Origin of the sequence: Streptomyces sp. NPDC002265 (assembly GCF_040296125.1) — a bacterium.
Taxonomy (GTDB): domain Bacteria; phylum Actinomycetota; class Actinomycetes; order Streptomycetales; family Streptomycetaceae; genus Streptomyces.
In genome coordinates this window covers 1-18,887 of record NZ_JBEOWS010000189.1, presented here as the reverse complement: position 1 = coordinate 18,887, position 18,887 = coordinate 1, and the positions used below count along the sequence as shown (strand labels likewise).

General features: G+C 74.7%; 14 protein-coding genes and 1 riboswitch. Of the genes, 13 read left to right on the top strand and 1 reads right to left on the bottom strand.

Annotated elements, in window-relative coordinates:
* The first annotated feature begins 216 nt into the window (after positions 1-216).
* Positions 217-356, top strand: a riboswitch (cobalamin riboswitch).
* Between the two features lie 104 nt (positions 357-460).
* The 7 genes from ABT085_RS28265 to cobI are packed head-to-tail and all read left to right on the top strand — an operon-like array spanning position 461 to position 11,356.
* On the top strand, positions 461-1,405 hold the full coding sequence (locus ABT085_RS28265; RefSeq protein ID WP_351613775.1) for a cobalamin biosynthesis protein: 945 nt from the start codon (positions 461-463) through the stop codon (positions 1,403-1,405).
* Complete coding sequence (locus ABT085_RS28260; protein ID WP_351613773.1) at positions 1,402-2,973, top strand: cobyric acid synthase; 1,572 nt, start codon at positions 1,402-1,404, stop codon at positions 2,971-2,973. Before ABT085_RS28265 ends, ABT085_RS28260 begins: the two co-directional genes overlap by 4 nt.
* A complete protein-coding gene (cobN, locus tag ABT085_RS28255; RefSeq protein ID WP_351613770.1) occupies positions 2,970-6,638 on the top strand; it encodes a cobaltochelatase subunit CobN in 3,669 nt (1,222 codons plus the stop codon). Before ABT085_RS28260 ends, cobN begins: the two co-directional genes overlap by 4 nt.
* Positions 6,635-8,632 (top strand): putative cobaltochelatase, encoded by a 1,998-nt coding sequence (locus ABT085_RS28250; RefSeq protein WP_351613767.1) that lies wholly within the window; start codon positions 6,635-6,637, stop codon positions 8,630-8,632. Before cobN ends, ABT085_RS28250 begins: the two co-directional genes overlap by 4 nt.
* Positions 8,632-9,231 carry a cob(I)yrinic acid a,c-diamide adenosyltransferase gene (gene cobO, locus ABT085_RS28245; protein ID WP_351613764.1) on the top strand — a complete coding sequence of 200 codons (600 nt, stop codon included), beginning with the start codon at positions 8,632-8,634 and terminating at the stop codon, positions 9,229-9,231. The genes ABT085_RS28250 and cobO overlap by 1 nt, the downstream gene beginning before the upstream one ends.
* Positions 9,225-10,610: a cobyrinic acid a,c-diamide synthase CobB gene (locus ABT085_RS28240; protein ID WP_351613761.1), complete on the top strand. Its 1,386-nt coding sequence runs from the start codon at positions 9,225-9,227 to the stop codon at positions 10,608-10,610. The genes cobO and ABT085_RS28240 overlap by 7 nt, the downstream gene beginning before the upstream one ends.
* Entirely contained in the window at positions 10,607-11,356 is a 750-nt protein-coding gene (cobI, locus tag ABT085_RS28235) for a precorrin-2 C(20)-methyltransferase (RefSeq protein ID WP_351613758.1), read from the top strand. Before ABT085_RS28240 ends, cobI begins: the two co-directional genes overlap by 4 nt.
* Positions 11,357-11,379: 23 nt before the next feature.
* Here the strand turns inward: cobI and ABT085_RS28230 are convergent, their stop codons facing one another.
* Positions 11,380-12,147 (bottom strand): ZIP family metal transporter, encoded by a 768-nt coding sequence (locus tag ABT085_RS28230; protein WP_351613756.1) that lies wholly within the window; start codon positions 12,145-12,147, stop codon positions 11,380-11,382.
* An 83-nt stretch (positions 12,148-12,230) separates the two neighbouring features.
* Between ABT085_RS28230 and cobM the strand changes: the two genes are divergently transcribed.
* From cobM to cobC, 6 genes are read left to right on the top strand one after another with little or no spacing between them, the layout of a single operon-like run.
* Positions 12,231-13,049: a precorrin-4 C(11)-methyltransferase gene (cobM, locus tag ABT085_RS28225; RefSeq protein WP_351613753.1), complete on the top strand. Its 819-nt coding sequence runs from the start codon at positions 12,231-12,233 to the stop codon at positions 13,047-13,049.
* Positions 13,046-14,296: a precorrin-6y C5,15-methyltransferase (decarboxylating) subunit CbiE gene (gene cbiE, locus ABT085_RS28220; RefSeq protein WP_351613749.1), complete on the top strand. Its 1,251-nt coding sequence runs from the start codon at positions 13,046-13,048 to the stop codon at positions 14,294-14,296. Before cobM ends, cbiE begins: the two co-directional genes overlap by 4 nt.
* Positions 14,293-16,095 carry a precorrin-3B C(17)-methyltransferase gene (cobJ, locus tag ABT085_RS28215; RefSeq protein ID WP_351613746.1) on the top strand — a complete coding sequence of 601 codons (1,803 nt, stop codon included), beginning with the start codon at positions 14,293-14,295 and terminating at the stop codon, positions 16,093-16,095. Before cbiE ends, cobJ begins: the two co-directional genes overlap by 4 nt.
* Complete coding sequence (locus ABT085_RS28210; protein WP_351613743.1) at positions 16,092-16,682, top strand: precorrin-8X methylmutase; 591 nt, start codon at positions 16,092-16,094, stop codon at positions 16,680-16,682. The genes cobJ and ABT085_RS28210 overlap by 4 nt, the downstream gene beginning before the upstream one ends.
* Positions 16,679-17,620 (top strand): sirohydrochlorin chelatase, encoded by a 942-nt coding sequence (locus tag ABT085_RS28205; RefSeq protein ID WP_351613740.1) that lies wholly within the window; start codon positions 16,679-16,681, stop codon positions 17,618-17,620. The genes ABT085_RS28210 and ABT085_RS28205 overlap by 4 nt, the downstream gene beginning before the upstream one ends.
* Positions 17,610-18,677: an Rv2231c family histidinol phosphate aminotransferase CobC gene (cobC, locus tag ABT085_RS28200; RefSeq protein ID WP_351613737.1), complete on the top strand. Its 1,068-nt coding sequence runs from the start codon at positions 17,610-17,612 to the stop codon at positions 18,675-18,677. Before ABT085_RS28205 ends, cobC begins: the two co-directional genes overlap by 11 nt.
* Positions 18,678-18,887 lie beyond the last annotated feature (210 nt).

Genomic DNA, 18,887 nt, shown 5'->3' with positions numbered 1-18,887 from the left:
GCGGGGGTGGCACCGGTTATCACCATCAAGGGCCCCTCACCCCCCCCAACCCCAAACAGCTTTCCCCGGGGGCGGTACTAACCCCGGCGGCCCCCCCCCCCTTCTCGTCACCCGCCCATCCCCGGACCCGCCCTCCTCGTCGCCCGCCCTTCCCGCCGCCCGCCGCGTGTGGGGCTTCACACACTCCTCCGTCCCAGGTCAAGAGCAGGTTGACGGCTCTTCAGGGCCCGTGGTGGACTGCCGGAGCCATCTACGACGACACAAGAGGAAGCCGGTGCGAATCCGGCGCGGTCCCGCCACTGTGACCGGGGTAGCAATCCCCGGGAGCCAGGAACTCTCGCCGTCGGTCTCGTCGAACCAGGGCGTGGACACCCTGAGTGAGGACATGTCGCCATGCTCGGCTGCCGATTGAGTCTCAGCACCAGGTCACTGCCCGGTACCGCCACGATCGGCTGAGCCGGTGCGTGCCGATCGCGTCTTCGCGTACGGCGCCACCGCGGGCCTCCTGGGCGACCTGTTCCTCGGCGATCCACGCCGCGGGCACCCGGTCGCGCTGTTCGGGCGTGCGGCCGCAGCCGTGGAACGGGCGTTGTGGCGGGACCACCGGGGCCAGGGCGCGCTGCACACGCTGGTGTGCGCCGGCGGCGCCGTGGCGCTCGGAGCCGTGGCCGCCCGCGCCGTGCGTACCTCCGGCGCCGCCTCCGTGGCCCTCACCGCCACCGCCACCTGGGTCGTCGTCGGGGGCACCTCGCTCGCCCGGGAGGCCCGCGCCGTCGGGCGCGCCCTGGAGGCCGGGGACGTCGTGGGCGCCCGCGCCCGGCTGCCGCACCTGTGCGGCCGCGACCCCCAGGCCCTCGACGCGGACGGGATCGCGCGGGCGGTCGTCGAGTCGGTCGCCGAGAACACCTCCGACGCCGTCGTCGGCGCGCTGGTGTGGGGAGCCGTCGGCGGGGTGCCGGGGCTGCTCGGCTTCCGCGCCGTGAACACCCTCGACGCCATGGTCGGCCACAAGTCGCCCCGCCACCGCCGCTACGGCTGGGCCTCCGCCCGGCTCGACGACGCCGCCGGCTGGCCGGGGGCCCGCCTCACGGCCGCCCTCGCGGCCCTGGCCGGAGACGATCCGCGCGGCGCCGTACGGGCCTGGCGGGCCGACGCCGCCGCACATCCCAGTCCCAACGCCGGTCCCGTGGAGGCCTCGTTCGCCGGGTCCCTCGGCGTGCGGCTCGGCGGGACCCTCTCCTACGCCGGACGGGTCGAGCACCGGCCCGTGCTCAACGGTGCCCACGGACGTGACGTCCGTGCCTCGGACATCGACCGGGCGGTACGGCTGTCCCGGCGCGTCGGCTGGCTCGCGCTCGGCGTCTGTGCCGCCGCGCGGCTCCTCGTGAAGGAACGTGACTCATGAACGGTGGTCTCCTGGTCGCCGGCACCACCTCCGACGCGGGCAAGAGCGTCGTCACCGCGGGGATCTGCCGGTGGCTGGTGCGGCAGGGCGTCAAGGTGGCGCCCTTCAAGGCGCAGAACATGTCCCTCAACTCGTTCGTCACCCGCGAGGGCGCCGAGATCGGGCGGGCCCAGGCGATGCAGGCCCAGGCCTGCCGGATCGAGCCGACCGCGCTGATGAACCCCGTGCTGCTCAAGCCCGGCAGCGACCGCAGCAGCCAGGTCGTGCTGATGGGCAAGCCGGTGGGCGAGATGACCGCGCGCGGGTTCTTCGGCGAGTCCGAGGGGGCGTCCCCCGGGGAGAGGCTGCACGGCGGGCGGCAGCAGGCGCTGCTGGGCACCGTCCTCGACTGCCTCACCGAGCTGCGGGGCACGTATGACGCGGTGATCTGTGAGGGGGCGGGCAGTCCGGCCGAGATCAACCTGCGCCGGACCGACATCGTGAACATGGGCATCGCCCGCAACGCGCGGCTGCCCGTCCTCGTCGTCGGCGACATCGACCGCGGCGGTGTCTTCGCCTCCTTCTTCGGCACGGTCGCCCTGCTCTCGCCCGAGGACCAGGAGCTGGTCGCCGGGTTCCTCGTCAACAAGTTCCGGGGCGATGTGTCCCTGCTCGAACCCGGACTCGACATGCTGCACGGCCTCACCGGGCGGCGGACGTACGGTGTGCTGCCCTTCCGGCACGGCCTCGGCATCGACGAGGAGGACGGACTGCGCGTCTCCCTGCGGGGTGCCGTCCGGGAGTCGGCCGTCGCCGCCCCCGTCGGCGAGGACGTCCTGCGGGTCGCCGTCTGCGCGGTCCCGCTGATGTCCAACTTCACGGACGTGGACGCGCTCGCCGCCGAACCGGGCGTCGTCGTACGGTTCGTGGACCGGCCGGAGGAGCTCGCCGACGCCGACCTCGTGGTGGTCCCGGGGACCCGCGGGACGGTGAAGGCCCTGGAGTGGCTGCGGCAGCGGGGCCTCGCGGACGCGCTGCGGCGCAGGGCCGCAGAGGGCCGGCCGGTGCTCGGCGTCTGCGGCGGCTTCCAGATCCTCGGCGAGCACATCGAGGACGAGGTCGAGAGCCGCGCGGGGCACGTCGACGGGCTCGGCCTGCTGCCCGTGCGGGTGCGGTTCGCCCGCGAGAAGACGCTCACCCGGCCCGTCGGCGAGGCCCTCGGCGAGCACGTCGAGGGGTACGAGATCCATCACGGGGTCGCCGACGTCAGCGGCGGCGAGCCGTTCTTCTCCGACGGCGCCGGGAACCGCCTCGACGGCTGCCGGGTCGGCGCCGTCTGGGGCACCCACTGGCACGGCTCCCTGGAGTCGGACGGATTCCGGCGGGCGTTCCTGCGCGAGGTGGCGGCCGCCGCGGGCCGCCGTTTCGTGCCGGCCCCCGACACCTCGTTCGCCGCGCTGCGCGAGGAGCAGCTCGACCTGCTCGGCGACCTGATCGAACAGCACGCGGACACGGACGCGCTGTGGCGGCTCATCGAGTCCGGCGCGCCGCAAGGACTGCCCTTCATCTCCCCGGGAGCGCCCGCATGAGCACAGTGTTGTTGTTGTCGACCGCCGACACCGATCTGCTGGCGGCGCGCGCCTGCGGCGGCCCCTACCGGATCGGCAACCCGACCCGGGTCGACGTCGCCGAGGAGCTGCCCGCACTGATCCGGGGCTCGGACGTCGCCGTCGTACGGCTGCTGGGCGGGAAGCGGGCCTGGGAGGACGGGCTGGCCGTGCTCAAGGCGTCCGGGATCCCGACCGTGCTGCTGGGCGGTGAGTCCGTGCCGGACGCCGAGCTGATGGCCGAGTCGTCGGTGCCGGCCGGTGTGGTCGCGGAGGCCCTGCGCTATCTCGTGGAGGGCGGCACCGCGAACCTCACGGAGCTGGCCCGGTTCCTTTCCGACACCGTGCTGCTGACCGGTGAGGGCTTCGACGGGCCGCAGAAGATGCCCGAGTACGGCGTCCACGGCGAGCGTGCCTTCGCCGAGGGCCGGCCCACGGTCGGCGTGCTCTTCTACCGCGCCCACGAACTCAGCGGCAACACCGGCTTCGTGGACACCCTGTGCGAGGCCATCGAGGCGCGCGGCGCCAACGCGCTCGCCGTGTACTGCGGTTCGCTGCGCGGCGCCGACCCCGGGCTGTACGAGATCCTCGGCCGGACCGACGCGATCGTCGCCACCGTCCTCGCGGCGGGCGGCACGCACGCCTCGCAGGCCTCCGCGGGCGGGGACGAGGAGGCGTGGGACATCGGGGCGCTCGCCGACCTCGACGTACCCGTCCTCCAGGGGCTGTGCCTCACCTCCTCGCGCGCCGCCTGGCACGAGTCCGACGCCGCCCTGTCCCCCATGGACGCGGCCATGCAGGTCGCCATCCCGGAGTTCGACGGACGCCTGATCACCGTGCCGTTCTCCTTCAAGGAGCAGGGCCCGGACGAGGTGCCCGTCTACGTCGCCGACCCGGAGCGGGCCGCGCGGGTGGCCGGGATCGCCGTACGGCACGCGCGGCTGGGGTACAAGCCGAACGCGCAGAAGAAGCTCGCGCTGGTCTTCACCGCCTACCCCACCAAGCACTCGCGGGTCGGCAACGCGGTCGGGCTGGACACGCCCGCCTCGGCCGTCCGGGTCCTGGACGCGCTCAGGGACGCCGGATACACGGTCGAGGGACACCCCGACAACGGCGACGAACTGATCCACCGGCTGATCGCTGCCGGCGGCCACGACGTCGAGTGGCTGACCGAGGAGCAGCTGGCCGCGGCGCCCGCCCGGGTGCCGCTGGCCGACTACCGGGCCTGGTTCGACCGGCTCGACCCCGCACTCAGGGACGGGATGCTGGAGGCGTGGGGCGAGCCGCCGGGCTCGCTGTACGTCGACGGCGACGACATCGTCCTCGCCTCCCTCCGATTCGGGAACGTCGTCGTGATGATCCAGCCGCCGCGCGGCTTCGGCGAGAACCCGATCGCGATCTACCACGACCCCGACATGCCCCCGTCGCACCACTACCTGGCCGCCTACCGCTGGCTGGAGGCTGCGACGTCGGAGGGGGGTTTCGGGGCCGACGCGATCGTCCACATGGGCAAGCACGGCACGATGGAATGGCTGCCGGGCAAGGGACTCGGGCTGAGCGGCGGCTGCGCGCCCGACGCCGTACTCGGCGAACTCCCCCTGGTCTACCCGTTCATCGTCAACGACCCCGGCGAGGGCACCCAGGCCAAGCGGCGCGGCCACGCCACCGTCGTCGACCACCTCGTACCGCCGATGGCCCGCGCCGACACCTACGGCGACCTGGCCAAGCTGGAGCAGCTCCTCGACGAGTACGCGCTCGTGTCCGACCTGGACCCGGCCAAGGCCCCGGCCGTCCGCGCCCAGATCTGGACGCTGGTCAAGGCTGCCGAACTCCACCACGACCTGCATGTCGACGAGCAGCCCGACGACGGCGACTTCGACGAGTTCGTGATGCACATCGACGGCTACCTCTGCGAGATCAAGGACGTGCAGATCCGGGACGGGCTGCACATCCTCGGCGGCGGACCGGAGGCCGAGCCGCGGGTGAACCTCGTGCTCGCCGTGCTGCGCGCCTCGCAGGTGTGGGGCGGCGCGGCGAACGCGCTGCCCGGTCTGCGGGCCGCCCTGGCCGCGCACTTCGGCCTGGTGGAGAAGGAGTTGCTCGCCGAGCCGGGCGCGCCCGTGAAGGTCCCGGTCGAGCTGACGGACCTCGTCGAGGGCCCGGCCCGGACGGCGGCCGACGCGATCGACCTGCTGGAGCAGCTGTGCCGCCGGGCCGCCCTCGGCATGGAGGAACGCGGCTGGGACGCGGCAGCCGTGCCGGCGCTCGTGCGCGACCTCCTCGGCACCGAACTCCCGGACGCCGTCGCGGTGCTGGAGTTCGCCTGCCGCGAGGTCGTACCGCGGCTCGCCCGGACGACGGACGAGATCGGGCACATCCTCAAGGCGCTGGACGGCGGTTACGTCCCGGCGGGCCCGTCGGGCTCGCCCACGCGCGGACTCGTCAACGTCCTGCCGACCGGCCGCAACTTCTACTCGGTCGACCCCAAGGCCATTCCCTCCCGGCTGAGTTGGGAGATCGGGCAGTCCCTCGCCGACTCCCTCGTGCAGCGGTATCTCCAGGACACGGGCGCCTACCCGACGTCCGTCGGACTGACGGTCTGGGGCACGTCCGCCATGCGCACCCAGGGCGACGACATCGCGGAGATCCTCGCGCTGCTGGGCTGCCGCCCGGTGTGGGACGACGCCTCGCGCCGGGTCACCGGCTTCGAGATCGTGCCCCTGGACGAGCTGGGCCGTCCCCGCATCGACGTCACGGTCCGTATCTCCGGCTTCTTCCGGGACGCGTTCCCGCACGTGGTCGGGCTGATCGACGACGCCGTACGGGCGGTCGCCGAGCTGGACGAGCCGGCGGACCGCAACTTCGTGCGCGCGCACGCCGACGAGGACACCGCCGAGCACGGCGACCGGCGGCGCGCCACCTCCCGCATCTTCGGCTCCAAGCCGGGCGCGTACGGCGCCGGTCTGCTGCCGCTGATCGACGCGCGCAACTGGCGCTCGGACGCCGACCTCGCCGAGGTGTACGCCGTCTGGGGCGGCTACGCCTACGGACGCGGGCTCGACGGGCGGGCGGCCCGCGGCGACATGGAGACGGCGTTCAAGCGGATCGCCGTCGCCGCCAAGAACGTCGACACGCGCGAGCACGATCTCGTCGACGCGGACGACTACTTCCAGTACCACGGCGGCATGGTCGCGATGGTGCGGCACCTGACCGGGGGCAACCCCGAGGCGTACGTGGGTGATTCGGCCGTCCCCGACCAGGTGAGGACGCGCACGCTGGGCGAGGAGACGCACCGCGTCTTCCGGGCCCGGGTGGTCAACCCGCGCTGGATGGCGGCGATGCGCCGGCACGGCTACAAGGGCGCCTTCGAGATGGCGGCCACGGTCGACTACCTCTTCGGCTACGACGCCACCGCCGGGGTCGTGGACGACTGGATGTACGAGAAGCTCAGCGCCGAGTACGTCTTCGACGCGGAGAACCGGGACTTCATGAAGAAGTCCAACCCGTGGGCCCTGCGCGGCATCACCGAACGTCTGCTGGAGGCGGCGGACCGCGGGCTGTGGGCGGAGCCGGACGCGGACACGCTGGAGCGGCTGCGCGCCACCTATCTGGAGCTCGAAGGCGACTTGGAGGGCGACGACCAGTGAGTACCCCGTTCCCGTTCACGGCCGTCGTCGGCCAGGACGATCTGCGGCTCGCGCTGCTGCTGAACGCCGTTTCGCCGGCGGTCGGCGGTGTGCTGGTCCGTGGCGAGAAGGGCACCGCGAAGAGCACGGCCGTACGTGCCCTCTCGGCGCTGCTTCCCGAGGTCGACGTCGTCTCCGGGTGCCGTTTCTCCTGCGACCCCGGCTCCCCCGACCCCGCCTGCCCGGACGGGCCGCACGAGGCGGGAGGGGGCGCGCCCCGCCCCGCCCGGATGGTCGAGCTGCCCGTGGGCGCCTCCGAGGACCGGCTGGTCGGCGCCCTGGACATCGAGCGGGCGCTCGCGGAGGGCGTGAAGGCCTTCGAGCCGGGGCTCTTGGCCGACGCGCACCGCGGCATCCTGTACGTCGACGAGGTCAACCTCCTGCACGACCATCTGGTCGACCTGCTGCTCGACGCGGCCGCGATGGGCGCCTCGTACGTCGAGCGCGAGGGCGTCTCCGTACGGCACGCGGCGCGGTTCCTGCTCGTGGGGACGATGAACCCCGAAGAGGGCGAGCTGCGGCCGCAGTTGCTCGACCGGTTCGGGCTGACCGTCGAGGTGGCCGCCTCGCGCGAGCCCGACCAGCGGGTGGAGGTCGTACGCCGGCGGCTCGCCTACGACGACGACCCGGCCGGCTTCGCGGCGCGCTGGGCCGGTGAGGAGGCCGCCGTGCGGGCGCGGATCGCGGCGGCCCGCGCGCTGCTGCCCGCCGTGCGGCTGGGTGACGGCGCATTGCGGCAGATCGCGGCGACCTGCGCGGCCTTCGAGGTGGACGGCATGCGGGCCGACATCGTGATGGCGCGTACGGCCACCGCGCTGGCGGCCTGGGCCGGGCGTACCGAGGTGCTCGCCGAGGACGTGCGGCAGGCGGCGCTGCTGGCGCTGCCGCACCGGCGCAGGCGCAATCCGTTCGACGCGCCGGGGCTCGACGAGGACAAGCTGGACGAGACGCTTGAGGAGTTCGGGGGCTCGACCGAGGACGAGGATCCCGACCCGGACGGGCCCGGTGGCGGCGGTGGGCAGCCCACCCCGGACAGCGGTCCGCAGGGCGGTGACACGTCCGCCCGGCCCGAGGCCGGTGAGGGCGGGGAGCCGCAGGCCTCCGCAGGCGCGGAGCAGTCCGCCGTGCGGGCGGCCGAGCCGTTCCGTACCAAGGCGCTGAGCGTGCCCGGGATCGGCCGGGGTGCCGCCGGGCGGCGCTCGCGGGCCCGTACCGAGCACGGGCGCACGACCGGGGCCCGGCGGCCGCGCGGCGCGCTGACGAAGCTGCACCTGGCGGCGACCGTGCAGGCGGCCGCTCCGCACCAGCGGGCGCGCGGGCGGTCGGGGCCGGGGCTGGTGGTGCGCCGGGACGATCTGCGGCAGGCGGTGCGGGAGGGGCGCGAGTCCAACCTCGTGCTGTTCGTCGTGGACGCCTCCGGGTCGATGGCGGCCCGGCAGCGGATGGGCGCGGTCAAGGGCGCGGTGCTGTCGCTGCTGCTCGACGCGTACCAGCGGCGGGACAAGGTGGGTCTGGTGACCTTCCGTGGGTCGGCCGCCGAGGTCGCGCTGCCGCCCACCTCTTCGGTGGACGCGGCAGCGGCGCGGCTGGAGTCGTTGCCGACGGGCGGGCGTACCCCGCTCGCGGCCGGGCTGCTGAAGGCGCACGAGGTGCTGCGGGTGGAGCGGCTGCGGGATCCGGCACGGCGCCCGCTGGTGGTCGTGGTGACGGACGGACGGGCCACCGGGGGCCCCGAGCCGCTGCTGCTCGCGTCCCGCTCGGCCGGGCTGTTCGCGGCCGACCGGGTCGCCTCGGTCGTCGTGGACTGCGAGTCCGGGCCGGTGCGGCTGGGGCTGGCCGGGAAGCTCGCGGGTGAACTGGGCGGTACGGCGGTGACGTTGGACGAGCTTCGGGCGGACAGCATCGCCGGGCTGGTGAAGGACGTGGTGAAGGACGTGCAGAGGAGGGCCGCTTAGTGCCGCAGGGACAGCCGAGTGTCGTACCGGACGACGGTCTGACGACTCGTCAGCGTCGTAACCGTCCGCTGGTCGTCGTGCACACGGGCGTCGGCAAGGGGAAGTCCACCGCCGCGTTCGGGCTGGCGCTGCGCGCCTGGAACCAGGGGTGGCCCATCGGGGTGTTCCAGTTCGTCAAGTCGGCGAAGTGGAAGGTCGGCGAGGAGAACGCGCTGCGGGTGCTGGGCGCTTCCGGCGAGGGCGGGAGCGTCGACTGGCACAAGATGGGCGAGGGCTGGTCGTGGGTCCAGCGCGACGCGCAGATGGACAACGAGGAGAAGGCCCGGGAGGGCTGGGAGCAGGTCAAGCGGGACCTGGCGGCCGAGACGTACAAGCTGTACGTGCTCGACGAGTTCGCGTACCCGATGCACTGGGGCTGGGTCGACACGGACGAGGTCGTGGACGTGCTCCGCCATCGGCCGGGGACCCAGCATGTGGTGATCACCGGGCGCAACGCCCCGGAGAAGCTGGTCGCCCTCGCCGATCTGGTGACCGACATGTCCAAGGTCAAGCACCCGATGGACGTGGGCCAGAAGGGCCAGAGGGGCATCGAGTGGTGACGTCCGTTCCCCGGCTGGTGGTCGCCGCGCCCTGCTCGGGCAGCGGCAAGACCACCGTCGCCACGGGGCTGATGGCGGCCTTCGCCGAGCGGGGGCTCGCCGTGTCCCCGCACAAGGTCGGGCCCGACTACATCGACCCCGGCTACCACGCGCTCGCCACCGGGCGCGCGGGACGCAATCTCGACGCGTACCTGTGCGGCGCGGAGCTGATCGGGCCGCTGTTCGCGCACGGCGCGCGCGGCTGTGACCTCGCGGTCGTCGAGGGCGTGATGGGGCTGTACGACGGCGCCGCGGGCGAGGGGGAACTCGCCTCCACGGCGCAGGTGGCGAAGCTGCTGCGGGCGCCGGTGGTGCTGGTCGTGGATGCTTCCTCGCAGTCGCGGTCCGTGGCCGCGCTGGTGCACGGGTTCGCCTCCTGGGACCCCGAGGTGCGGATCGGGGGCGTGATCCTGAACAAGGTCGCCTCGGACCGGCACGAGGGGCTGCTGCGCGACGCGCTGGACTGCGCAGGGGTGCCGGTGCTCGGGGTGCTGCGGCGGGCGCCGCAGGTGGACACGCCGTCCCGGCACCTCGGTCTGGTGCCGGTCGCCGAGCGGCGGGCGGAGGCGGTCGCGGCGGTCGCCGCGATGGCGGCACAGGTCGCGGAAGGGTGCGACCTGGACGCACTGGCAGCGCTGGCGCGCAGTGCCGGTGTGTTGTCGGGTGCGGCCTGGGACGCGGCCGAGGCCGTCGAGTCGCCCACCCACGACCACCCGACTCGCTCGGCCGGGAAGCGGGGGCCACGGGTCGCCGTCGCCGGGGGCCCCGCGTTCACCTTCTCGTATGCCGAGCACGCCGAGCTGCTCACCGCCGCCGGTGCCGAGGTCGTCACCTTCGATCCGCTCCGTGACGAACAACTGCCCGCCGGGACGGGCGGGTTGGTCATCGGTGGCGGATTCCCCGAGGTGTACGCGCCCGAGTTGTCCGCCAACGAGCCGCTGCGCAAGGCGGTGGCGGAGCTGGCTTCGGCCGGGGCGCCGGTCGCCGCCGAGTGCGCCGGACTGCTGTATCTGGCGCGGGAGCTCGACGGCCGGCCCATGTGCGGGGTGATCGACGCCGTGGCCCGGATGGACGAGCGGCTCACCCTCGGCTACCGGGACGCGGTGGCCCTCGGCGACAGCGTGCTCGCGGCGGCCGGCACCCGGATGCGCGGGCACGAGTTCCACCGCACGGTCGTGGAGCCCGGCGCCGGGCCGTCTCCGGCCTGGGGGATGCGCGCCCCCGAACGGCGCGTCGAAGGTTTCGTGCAGCAGGGCGTGCACGCGAGTTATCTGCACACGCACTGGGCGTCCGAGCCCGGCGTGGCCCGTCGGTTCGTCGAGAGGTGCCTGACGTCATGAGCAGCAAGCTGATCGGTGTCGGGGTCGGCCCCGGCGACCCCGAGCTGGTGACCGTCAAGGGCGTCAACGCCCTGCGCGCCGCGGACGTCGTCGTGGTGCCCGTGATGGCCGCGGCGGACGGGGAGGACGGCGGCGAGCCGGGGCGGGCCGAGGCGACCGTGCTGCACTATGTGCCGCGGGAGAAGGTCGTCCGGGTGGTGTTCGCGCTCAACGAGCGCAGCGACCGGGCCCGGCGCGAGGCCGCCTGGGACGCGGCGGGGGCGCGGGTGGCGGCGCTGCTCGACGCGCACGACTGTGTCGCCTTCGCGACCATCGGGGACCCGAACGTGTACTCGACGTTCACCTATCTGGCGCAGACCGTCTTGGAGTCGGTGCCGGGTGCCGTCGTCGAGACCGTGCCGGGCATCACCGCGATGCAGGATCTCGCGGCGCGCTCGGGGGCGGTCCTGACCGAGGGGACCGAACCGCTGACCCTGGTGCCGGTCACCGCGGGGGCCGCCGCGCTCAAGGACGCGCTGAGCGGGCCGGGCACGGTCGTGGCGTACAAGTTCGGGCGGCAGGCCGCGGAGGTCGCCGAGGCGCTGCGCGAGACCGGGCGGCTGGAGAGCGCGGTGTGGGGTTCGGCGCTGGGGCTCGCGCAGGAGTCCATCCGGCCGGCCGCCGACCTCGGCGACGGTCCGCTGCCCTACCTGTCGACGCTGATCGCGCCCGCGCCGCGCGACGGCGGTCGGGGCGGCAAGCTGTGACCCTCCGCGGGCCGTACGGGCGTTCAGCCGGCCAGGCCCACCACCAGCCAGATGAACGCGGCGCCCGCGACCGTGCACAGCAGGGTCGAGCGGGCGGGGTGCTCGTGGTGGGCCTCGGGCAGGATCTCGGCGGCCGCGAGGTAGAGGAGCACCCCGCCGAAAAGGCCGAGATAGCCGCCGAGCAGCGGTTCGGGCAGGACGAAGAACAGGGTCGAGGCCGCGCCGAGCACCGGCGCCGCCGCGTCCGCGAACAGCATGGCGACCGCCCTGCGCCGGGCGTTCCCGTACAGGCTGGTGATCGTGTACGTGTTGAAGCCGTCCGCGAAGTCGTGGGCGACGACGGCCAGCGCGACGGACGCGCCCATGCCGCCGCCGACCTGCAAGGCCGCGCCGATCGCCACGCCGTCCATGGCGCTGTGGCCGACCATCGCGGCGGCCGCGGTCAGGCCCACCTCGGGCACCCGGCCGTCGGGCGCCGCGCCGCCGTGCGCGGCCGCCTGGTCCTCCTCCGTCCGGGCGGAGTGGGGGTCCCTGGGGAGTTCGGCCAGCAGCCGTTCGGCCAGATGGGCGAGCAGGAAGCCGGCCACGAACAGCAGCAGCGCGGCCGGTACGCCGAAGACCTCGGTGCCCGCCGTCTTCAGTGCCTCGGGCAGCAGGTCCAGGCCGACCACGCCGAGCATCAGGCCGCCGGCCAGGCCGAGAACCAGATGGCGGCGGTCGGTGACCCGCTGTGCCGTCCAGCCGCCGGCCAGCGTCATCAGGAACGCGCCGAGCGCGACGAGGACCGCCATGTGACCTTGCTATCCGATCCGACCCCGGTCGCGCACGTCCGACCCCCCACCCAGTGAAGATCCGTACGAGAGGACCCGTACCCATGGCCGATGCCCCCACCGGCAAGGTGACCTTCGTCGGTGCCGGCCCCGGCGCCGCCGACCTGCTGACGTTCCGGGCCGCACGGGCCATCGCCGAGGCCGACGTCGTGATCTGGGCGGCCAGTCTGGTGCAGGCCGAGGTGCTCGAACACGCGCGCGCGGACGCGGAGATCCTGGACTCGGCGGCGATGTCCCTGGAGGACGTGGTGGCCGTGTACCGGCGGGCCCGCGCCGAGGGGCTGCGGGTCGCCCGGATCCACTCCGGCGACCCCGCGCTGTGGGGCGGCACGCAGGAGCAGCTCGACCGGTGCGACGAGCTGGGGATCGACACGGAGATCGTGCCCGGTGTGTCGTCGTTCTCGGCGGTCGCGGCGCTCGCGGGGCGCGAGCTGACCATTCCCGAGGTCGCGCAGTCGGTGATCCTGACCCGGCTCGGCGGCGGCAAGACGCCGATGCCGCCCGGCGAGGAGGTGCGCGAGTTCGCCCGGCACGGTACGACCATGGCGCTGTTCCTGTCGGCGGCGCGCAGCGGCCAGCTGGTGCGGGAGCTGCTGGAGGGCGGCTATCCGACGACCACGCCGGTCGTCGTCGCCTACCAGGCGACCTGGCCGGAGGAGCTGGTCGTGAAGTGCACGATCGGCACGCTGGAGGAGACGGTCAAGGAGCACAAGCTCTGGAAGCACACGCTGTTCCTGGTCGGCCCGGCGCTGGACGCCGGCGGGACGCGCTCGCACCTGTACCACCCGGGGCACTTCCACGGCTATCGCAAGGCCGACCCCGAGGCCCGCAAGGCCCTGCGCGCCCGGGGCGCCGGCACGTGATCACGGTCGTCGGCACGGGGACCGGTGCGCCGCCGCCCGGGGACGTCCTGGCGGGGGCGGAGCTCGTCGTGGGCGGCCGGCGGCATCTGGAGGCCGTACGGCCGCTGCTGCCCGACACCGCCGAGCTGGTGGTCCTGGGCGCGCTGGCGCCCGCCCTGGACACGGTCGCGGAGTACGTCGGCAAGGGGCGGCGGGTGCTGGTGCTGGCCTCCGGGGATCCGGGGTTCTTCGGGATCGTGCGGGTGCTGTCGGAGCGGTTCGGGGCCGCGGCGCTCGACGTCCGGGCCGGGGTGTCCTCGGTCGCGGCCGCGTTCGCGCGGACCGGCATGACCTGGGACGACGCCGTGGTGGTCAGCGCGCACGGGCGGGAGCTGCGTACCGCGGTGCATGTGTGCCGCGCCTATCCGAAGACGGCGGTGCTGACCGGGCCGGGCGCGGGTCCCGCCGAGCTGGGCGCGGCGCTCGCGCGGGCGTCGGCCGACCGGGTCCTGGTGGTGGCCTCGGCGCTGGGCGATCCGGCGCGCGAACGCGTCGAGCGGGTGACACCGGCGCAGGCCGCCGCCCGCGACTGGGGTTCGGCGGTGAGCGTGGTGCTGTGCCTGGACGAGTCCCGGACGGCGCCGGGCGGGGCGCGGACGGTGGCCGGTGCGGCGCCGGGGCCCGCGGGCTGGGCGCTGGAGGAGTCCGCGTTCGCGCACCGCGACTCGATGATCACCAAGTTCGAGGTGCGGGCGCTGGCGCTGGCCCGCCTCGGTCCGCGCCCCGGCGACCTGGTGTGGGACATCGGCGCGGGCTCCGGGTCGGTGGCGGTGGAGTGCGCGCGGCTCGGGGCCGCCGTGAGTGCCGTGGAGAAGACCCCGGACGGGGTCGGCCGGATCCGTACCAACGCCGCTCTGCACGGCGTCGACGTGCACGTGGTGCACGGCACGGCACCGGACGCGCTGGCGGAACTCGACGATCCCGACGCCGTGTTCGTCGGCGGCGGGGGCCGTGAGCTGCCCGGGATCGTCGACGCGTGCGCGCGGCGGGCCCGGCGCGGCGTGGTCGTCGCGATGGCCGCCCTGGACCGGGTGCCGACGGCGCGTGCGGCGCTGATCGGCGCCGGGTTCGACTGCGACGGTGTGCTGCTCCAGTCGTCGCGGCTCGTGCCGCTGCCGGGGGACGTGACCCGGCCGGCGGCGACCAACCCTGTGTTTCTGCTGTGGGGCACCCGTCCCGCGGCGCGTACCGAAGGAGTTGCCCTGTGATCGGCCTCATTTCCGCCACCGTGGCGGGGGCGGCGGCGCGCGACCGGCTGGCCGCGGCCTGGCCGGACCGCACGCGGGTGTACGACGGGCCCGTGGCGGACGCCGTACCGCGGGCGTTCGCGGAGTGCGGGCAGCTGGTGTGCTTCCTGGCGGCCGGGGCGGTGGTACGGCTGGTCGCGCCGCTGCTGGGCGACAAGCGGACCGACCCCGGTGTGGTGTGCGTCGACGAGGCGGGCCGGTTCGCCGTGTCGCTGGTCGGCGGGCACGGCGGCGGAGCCAATGAACTGGCCCGCGCGGTGGGCGCGTTGCTGGGCGCGGAGCCGGTGGTGACCACGGCGACGGACGCGGTGGGCGTGCCCGGCCTGGACACGCTCGGCCTGTCCGTGGAGGGGGATGTCGCGGGCGTGACCCGCGCCCTGCTGGACGGGGAGCCGGTCGCGCTGGCCGCGGAGGTGTCCTGGCCGCTGCCCGCGCTGCCGTTGGGGACGCGGGGCGCGTACACGGTCCGGCTGACCGACCGGGCCGTGGTGCCGGCCGAGCGCGAAGTGCTGCTGCGCCCGCCGTCGTTGGTGGTCGGTGTCGGCGCGTCCAAGGGTGCTCCGGCCGAGGAGGTGCTGGGGCTGGTCGAGGCCGCGCTGCGGGACGCCGGGCTCAGCGCCGCGTCGGTCGCCGAACTGGCCACCGTCGACGCCAAGTCCGGCGAACCCGGCGTCGTCGCCGCCGCCGAGCGGCTCGGGGTGCCCCTGGTGACGTACTCCGCCGAGGAGCTGGCGGCCGTCGAGGTGCCGAACCCGTCCGGCGCACCGCTCGCCGCGGTCGGCACCCCGTCCGTCGCGGAGGCCGCCGCCCTGGTACGGGGTGGCGAACTCCTCGTGCCCAAGCGGAAGTCGGAGCGGGCGGACGGCCGGCCGGCGATGGCGACCTGCGCGGTCGTACGGCGGCCGGGGCGCGGGCGGCTCGCGGTGGTCGGGCTGGGGCCCGGTGCCCGGGACCTGCTGACGCCGCGTGCCGAGGCGGAGTTGCGCCGTGCTTCCGTGCTCGTCGGGCTCGACCAGTACGTCGACCAGATCCGCGATCTGCTGCGGCCCGGCACCCGGATCCTGGAGTCGGGGCTCGGCGCGGAGGAGGAGCGGGCCCGCACCGCGGTCGCCGAGGCGCGGCGCGGCGCGGCGGTCGCGCTCATCGGGAGCGGGGACGCGGGGGTGTACGCGATGGCCTCGCCCGCGCTGGCCGAGGCGTCCGACGACATCGACGTCGTCGGGGTGCCCGGGGTGACGGCGGCGCTCGCGGCCGGGGCGATCCTGGGCGCGCCGCTGGGCCACGACCATGTCTCGATCAGCCTGTCCGACCTGCACACGCCGTGGGAGGTCATCGAGCGGCGGGTACGGGCCGCGGCCGAGGCGGACCTCGTCGTGACGTTCTACAACCCGCGCAGCCGGGGCCGCGACTGGCAGCTGCCGAAGGCCCTCGCGATCCTCGCGGAGCACCGGGAGCCGGCGACGCCGGTCGGTGTCGTACGCAACGCCTCGCGCGCCGACGAGTCCAGCCGGGTGACGACGCTGTCCGCGCTGGATCCGGCGACGGTGGACATGATGACGGTCGTGACCGTGGGCAACACGGCGACCCGGCGGATCGCGGGGCGGATGGTGACCCCGCGCGGCTACCGCTGGCAGCAGGACCCGGGGACGGCCCCGCAGGAGGACCCGCGGACCGTCCCGCACGCGCGGACACAGACGGAGCGGACGCAGACGGAGACGCAGGAAGACCCGCAGCGAGACCCGCAGGAGGGTGCCCGGTGAATCGTGTCGTCCATCCCATCGAGCAGGAGTCCTTCCGGCGGCTGCGCGCCCGTCTGGACACCTCGCACTTCCCGCCGCTGTCGCGGGCGGTGGTGGAACGGGTGATCCACTCCGCCGCCGACCTCGACTACGCCGACGATCTCGTCCTGGACGAGGGCGACCTGGCGAAGGCGCACACCGCGCTGCACGCCGGGGCGCCGGTGGTCGTGGACGTGGAGATGGTGGCCGCGGGGATCACCCGCCGCGAGACCGTCTGCCGACTGCGGGACGCCCGGTCAGGACCGGGGCTGACCCGGTCGGCGCACGCGGTCCGGCTGGCGTACGAGGAGGTCGGCCCCGGCGCCCTGTGGGTGATCGGCTGTGCGCCGACCGCCCTGGAGGAGCTGCTGACGCTGGACGCCTCCCCCGCGCTCGTCATCGGGCTCCCCGTCGGTTTCGTCGGGGCGGCCGAGTCGAAGGCCGCGCTGCGCGAGAGCGGGCTGCCCGCCGTGAGCAACGTGTCCGAGAAGGGCGGTTCCGCGGTGGCCGCGGCCGCCCTCAACGCCCTGCTGTACCACCGTATTCCGCAATCCGAGGAGCAATCGTGACCACCCCGCCGCCCGCCCTGCTCATCGCCGGCCATGGCACCCGGGACGAGGCCGGAGCCGAGGCGTTCCGCGACTTCGTACGGGAGTTGGGGCGCCGTCACCCCGAACTGCCCGTCGCGGGCGGCTTCATCGAGCTGTCCTCGCCGCCACTGGGCGAGGCGGTGGCCGAACTGGTGGAACGGGGGGTGCGCCGGTTCGCCGCCGTGCCGCTGATGCTGGTGTCCGCCGGGCACGCCAAGGGCGACATCCCGGCGGCCCTGTCCCGGGAGAAGGAACGCCACCCCGGGATCTCCTACACCTACGGGCGTCCGCTGGGCCCGCATCCGTCGCTGCTGGACGTGCTGGAGCGGCGCCTGGACGAGGCGCTCGGCGAGGCGGGCCGCACGCCGGCGGACCGGGCCGAGGTGACCGTGCTGCTCGTCGGGCGCGGCTCCACCGACCCGGACGCCAACGCCGAGGTGCACAAGGCGGCGCGGCTGCTGTGGGAGGGGCGCGGCTACGCGGGTGTGGAGACGGCGTTCGTGTCGCTGGCCGCGCCGGACGTGCCGAGCGGTCTCGACCGGTGCGTGCGGCTGGGCGCCCGCCGGATCGTGGTGCTGCCGTACTTCCTGTTCACCGGCATCCTGCCGGACCGGGTGCGGCGGCAGACCGAGGACTGGGCGGCCGCGCATCCGGAGACCGGGGTGCGCTCGGCGGACGTGATCGGGCCCGAGCCGGAGCTTCTGGACCTGGTGATGGAGCGGTACGCGGAGGCCGTCAAGGGCGATCTGCGGATGAACTGCGACTCGTGCGTGTACCGCATCGCGCTGCCGGGCTTCGAGGACAAGGTGGGGCTGCCGCAGCAGCCGCACTTCCACCCGGACGACGACGGTCACGGGGGCGGTCACCATCACGGGCACCACCAGCACGGGGGGCACACCCACTCCCATGCGCACTGACGACGTTCCCGGGGAGGGCCCCGATCTGCGGCACCACGGTGACGCCGAGGTGCGTGACGACGGCGCGGACCTGGTCGACCTGGCCGTCAACGTGCGGTCGGACACGCCCCCGGCGTGGCTGCGGGAGCTGATCGCCGGGTCGCTGGACACGCTGGCCGCCTATCCGGACGGGCGGGCCGCGCGGGCGGCGGTGGCGGCACGGCACGGGCTGCCGGTGGACCGGGTGCTGCTGACGGCCGGCGCGGCGGAGGCGTTCGTCCTGCTGGCGCGGGCGCTGAAGGTGCGCCGGCCGGTGGTCGTGCATCCGCAGTTCACCGAGCCGGAGGCGGCGTTGCGGGACGCCGGGCACACCGTCGACCGGGTGCTGCTGCGCGCCGAGGACGGCTTCCGGCTGACCGGGCGGGCGGTGCCCGAGGACGCGGACCTGGTGGTGATCGGCAATCCGACGAACCCCACCTCGGTCCTGCATCCGGCCGACGCGATCGCCGGGCTCGCGCGGCCCGGGCGGACGCTGGTGGTCGACGAGGCGTTCATGGACGCGGTGCCGGGCGAGCGGGAGGCCCTGGCCGGGCGCACGGACGTGCCGGGTCTGGTGGTGCTGCGCAGCCTCACCAAGACATGGGGGCTGGCCGGACTGCGGATCGGATACGTGCTCGCCGCCCCGGAGACGGTCGCCGCCCTGGAACGGGCCCAGCCCCTGTGGCCGGTCTCCACGCCCGCGCTCGCCGCGGCCGGGGCGTGTGTGAGCCCGCCGGCCCTGGCGGAGGCGGACCGGGCGACCCGTCGGATCGCCGCCGACCGGGCTCGTCTGGTCGCGGGACTGGCCCGGTTCACGGCGGCGGGGGTACGGGTCGTGGAGCCGGCCGAGGGACCGTTCCTGCTGGTCCGGATGCCGGCGGCGGACGCCGTACGGCGGCGGTTGCGGACGCTGGGCTTCGCGGTGCGGCGCGGGGACACGTTCCCGGGGCTGGGCGAGGAGTGGATACGGCTCGCGGTACGGGACCGGGAGACGACGGATGCCTTCCTGGAGGCGCTGAAGCGGGCACTGGCCCGCTGAAGCGGGAGCCGCTGCGGCGGGCCGACCGACGCGGTACGTCACCCGGGTCGGCGTGCCGCGGCCGACGCCACGGGCCGAGGCCGACGCCGTACGACAGCCGGCCCAGCGTGCCGCAGCCGACGCCATGAGGCGGGGCCGACGTGGTGAGGCGGGGCCGACGTGGTGAGGCGGGGCCGACGTGGTGAGGCGGGCGCTTCGCGCCCCCCCCGG

Excerpts from the sequence above, each read along its gene's own strand:
- cobC (WP_351613737.1), top strand. The coding sequence starts at position 17,610 with ATGCGCACTGACGACGTTCCCGGGGAGGGCCCCGATCTGCGGCACCAC.
- ABT085_RS28260 (WP_351613773.1), top strand. The coding sequence starts at position 1,402 with ATGAACGGTGGTCTCCTGGTCGCCGGCACCACCTCCGACGCGGGCAAG.
- cobI (WP_351613758.1), top strand. The coding sequence starts at position 10,607 with ATGAGCAGCAAGCTGATCGGTGTCGGGGTCGGCCCCGGCGACCCCGAG.
- ABT085_RS28230 (WP_351613756.1), bottom strand. The coding sequence starts at position 12,147 with ATGGCGGTCCTCGTCGCGCTCGGCGCGTTCCTGATGACGCTGGCCGGC.
- cobN (WP_351613770.1), top strand. The coding sequence starts at position 2,970 with ATGAGCACAGTGTTGTTGTTGTCGACCGCCGACACCGATCTGCTGGCG.
- cobM (WP_351613753.1), top strand. The coding sequence starts at position 12,231 with ATGGCCGATGCCCCCACCGGCAAGGTGACCTTCGTCGGTGCCGGCCCC.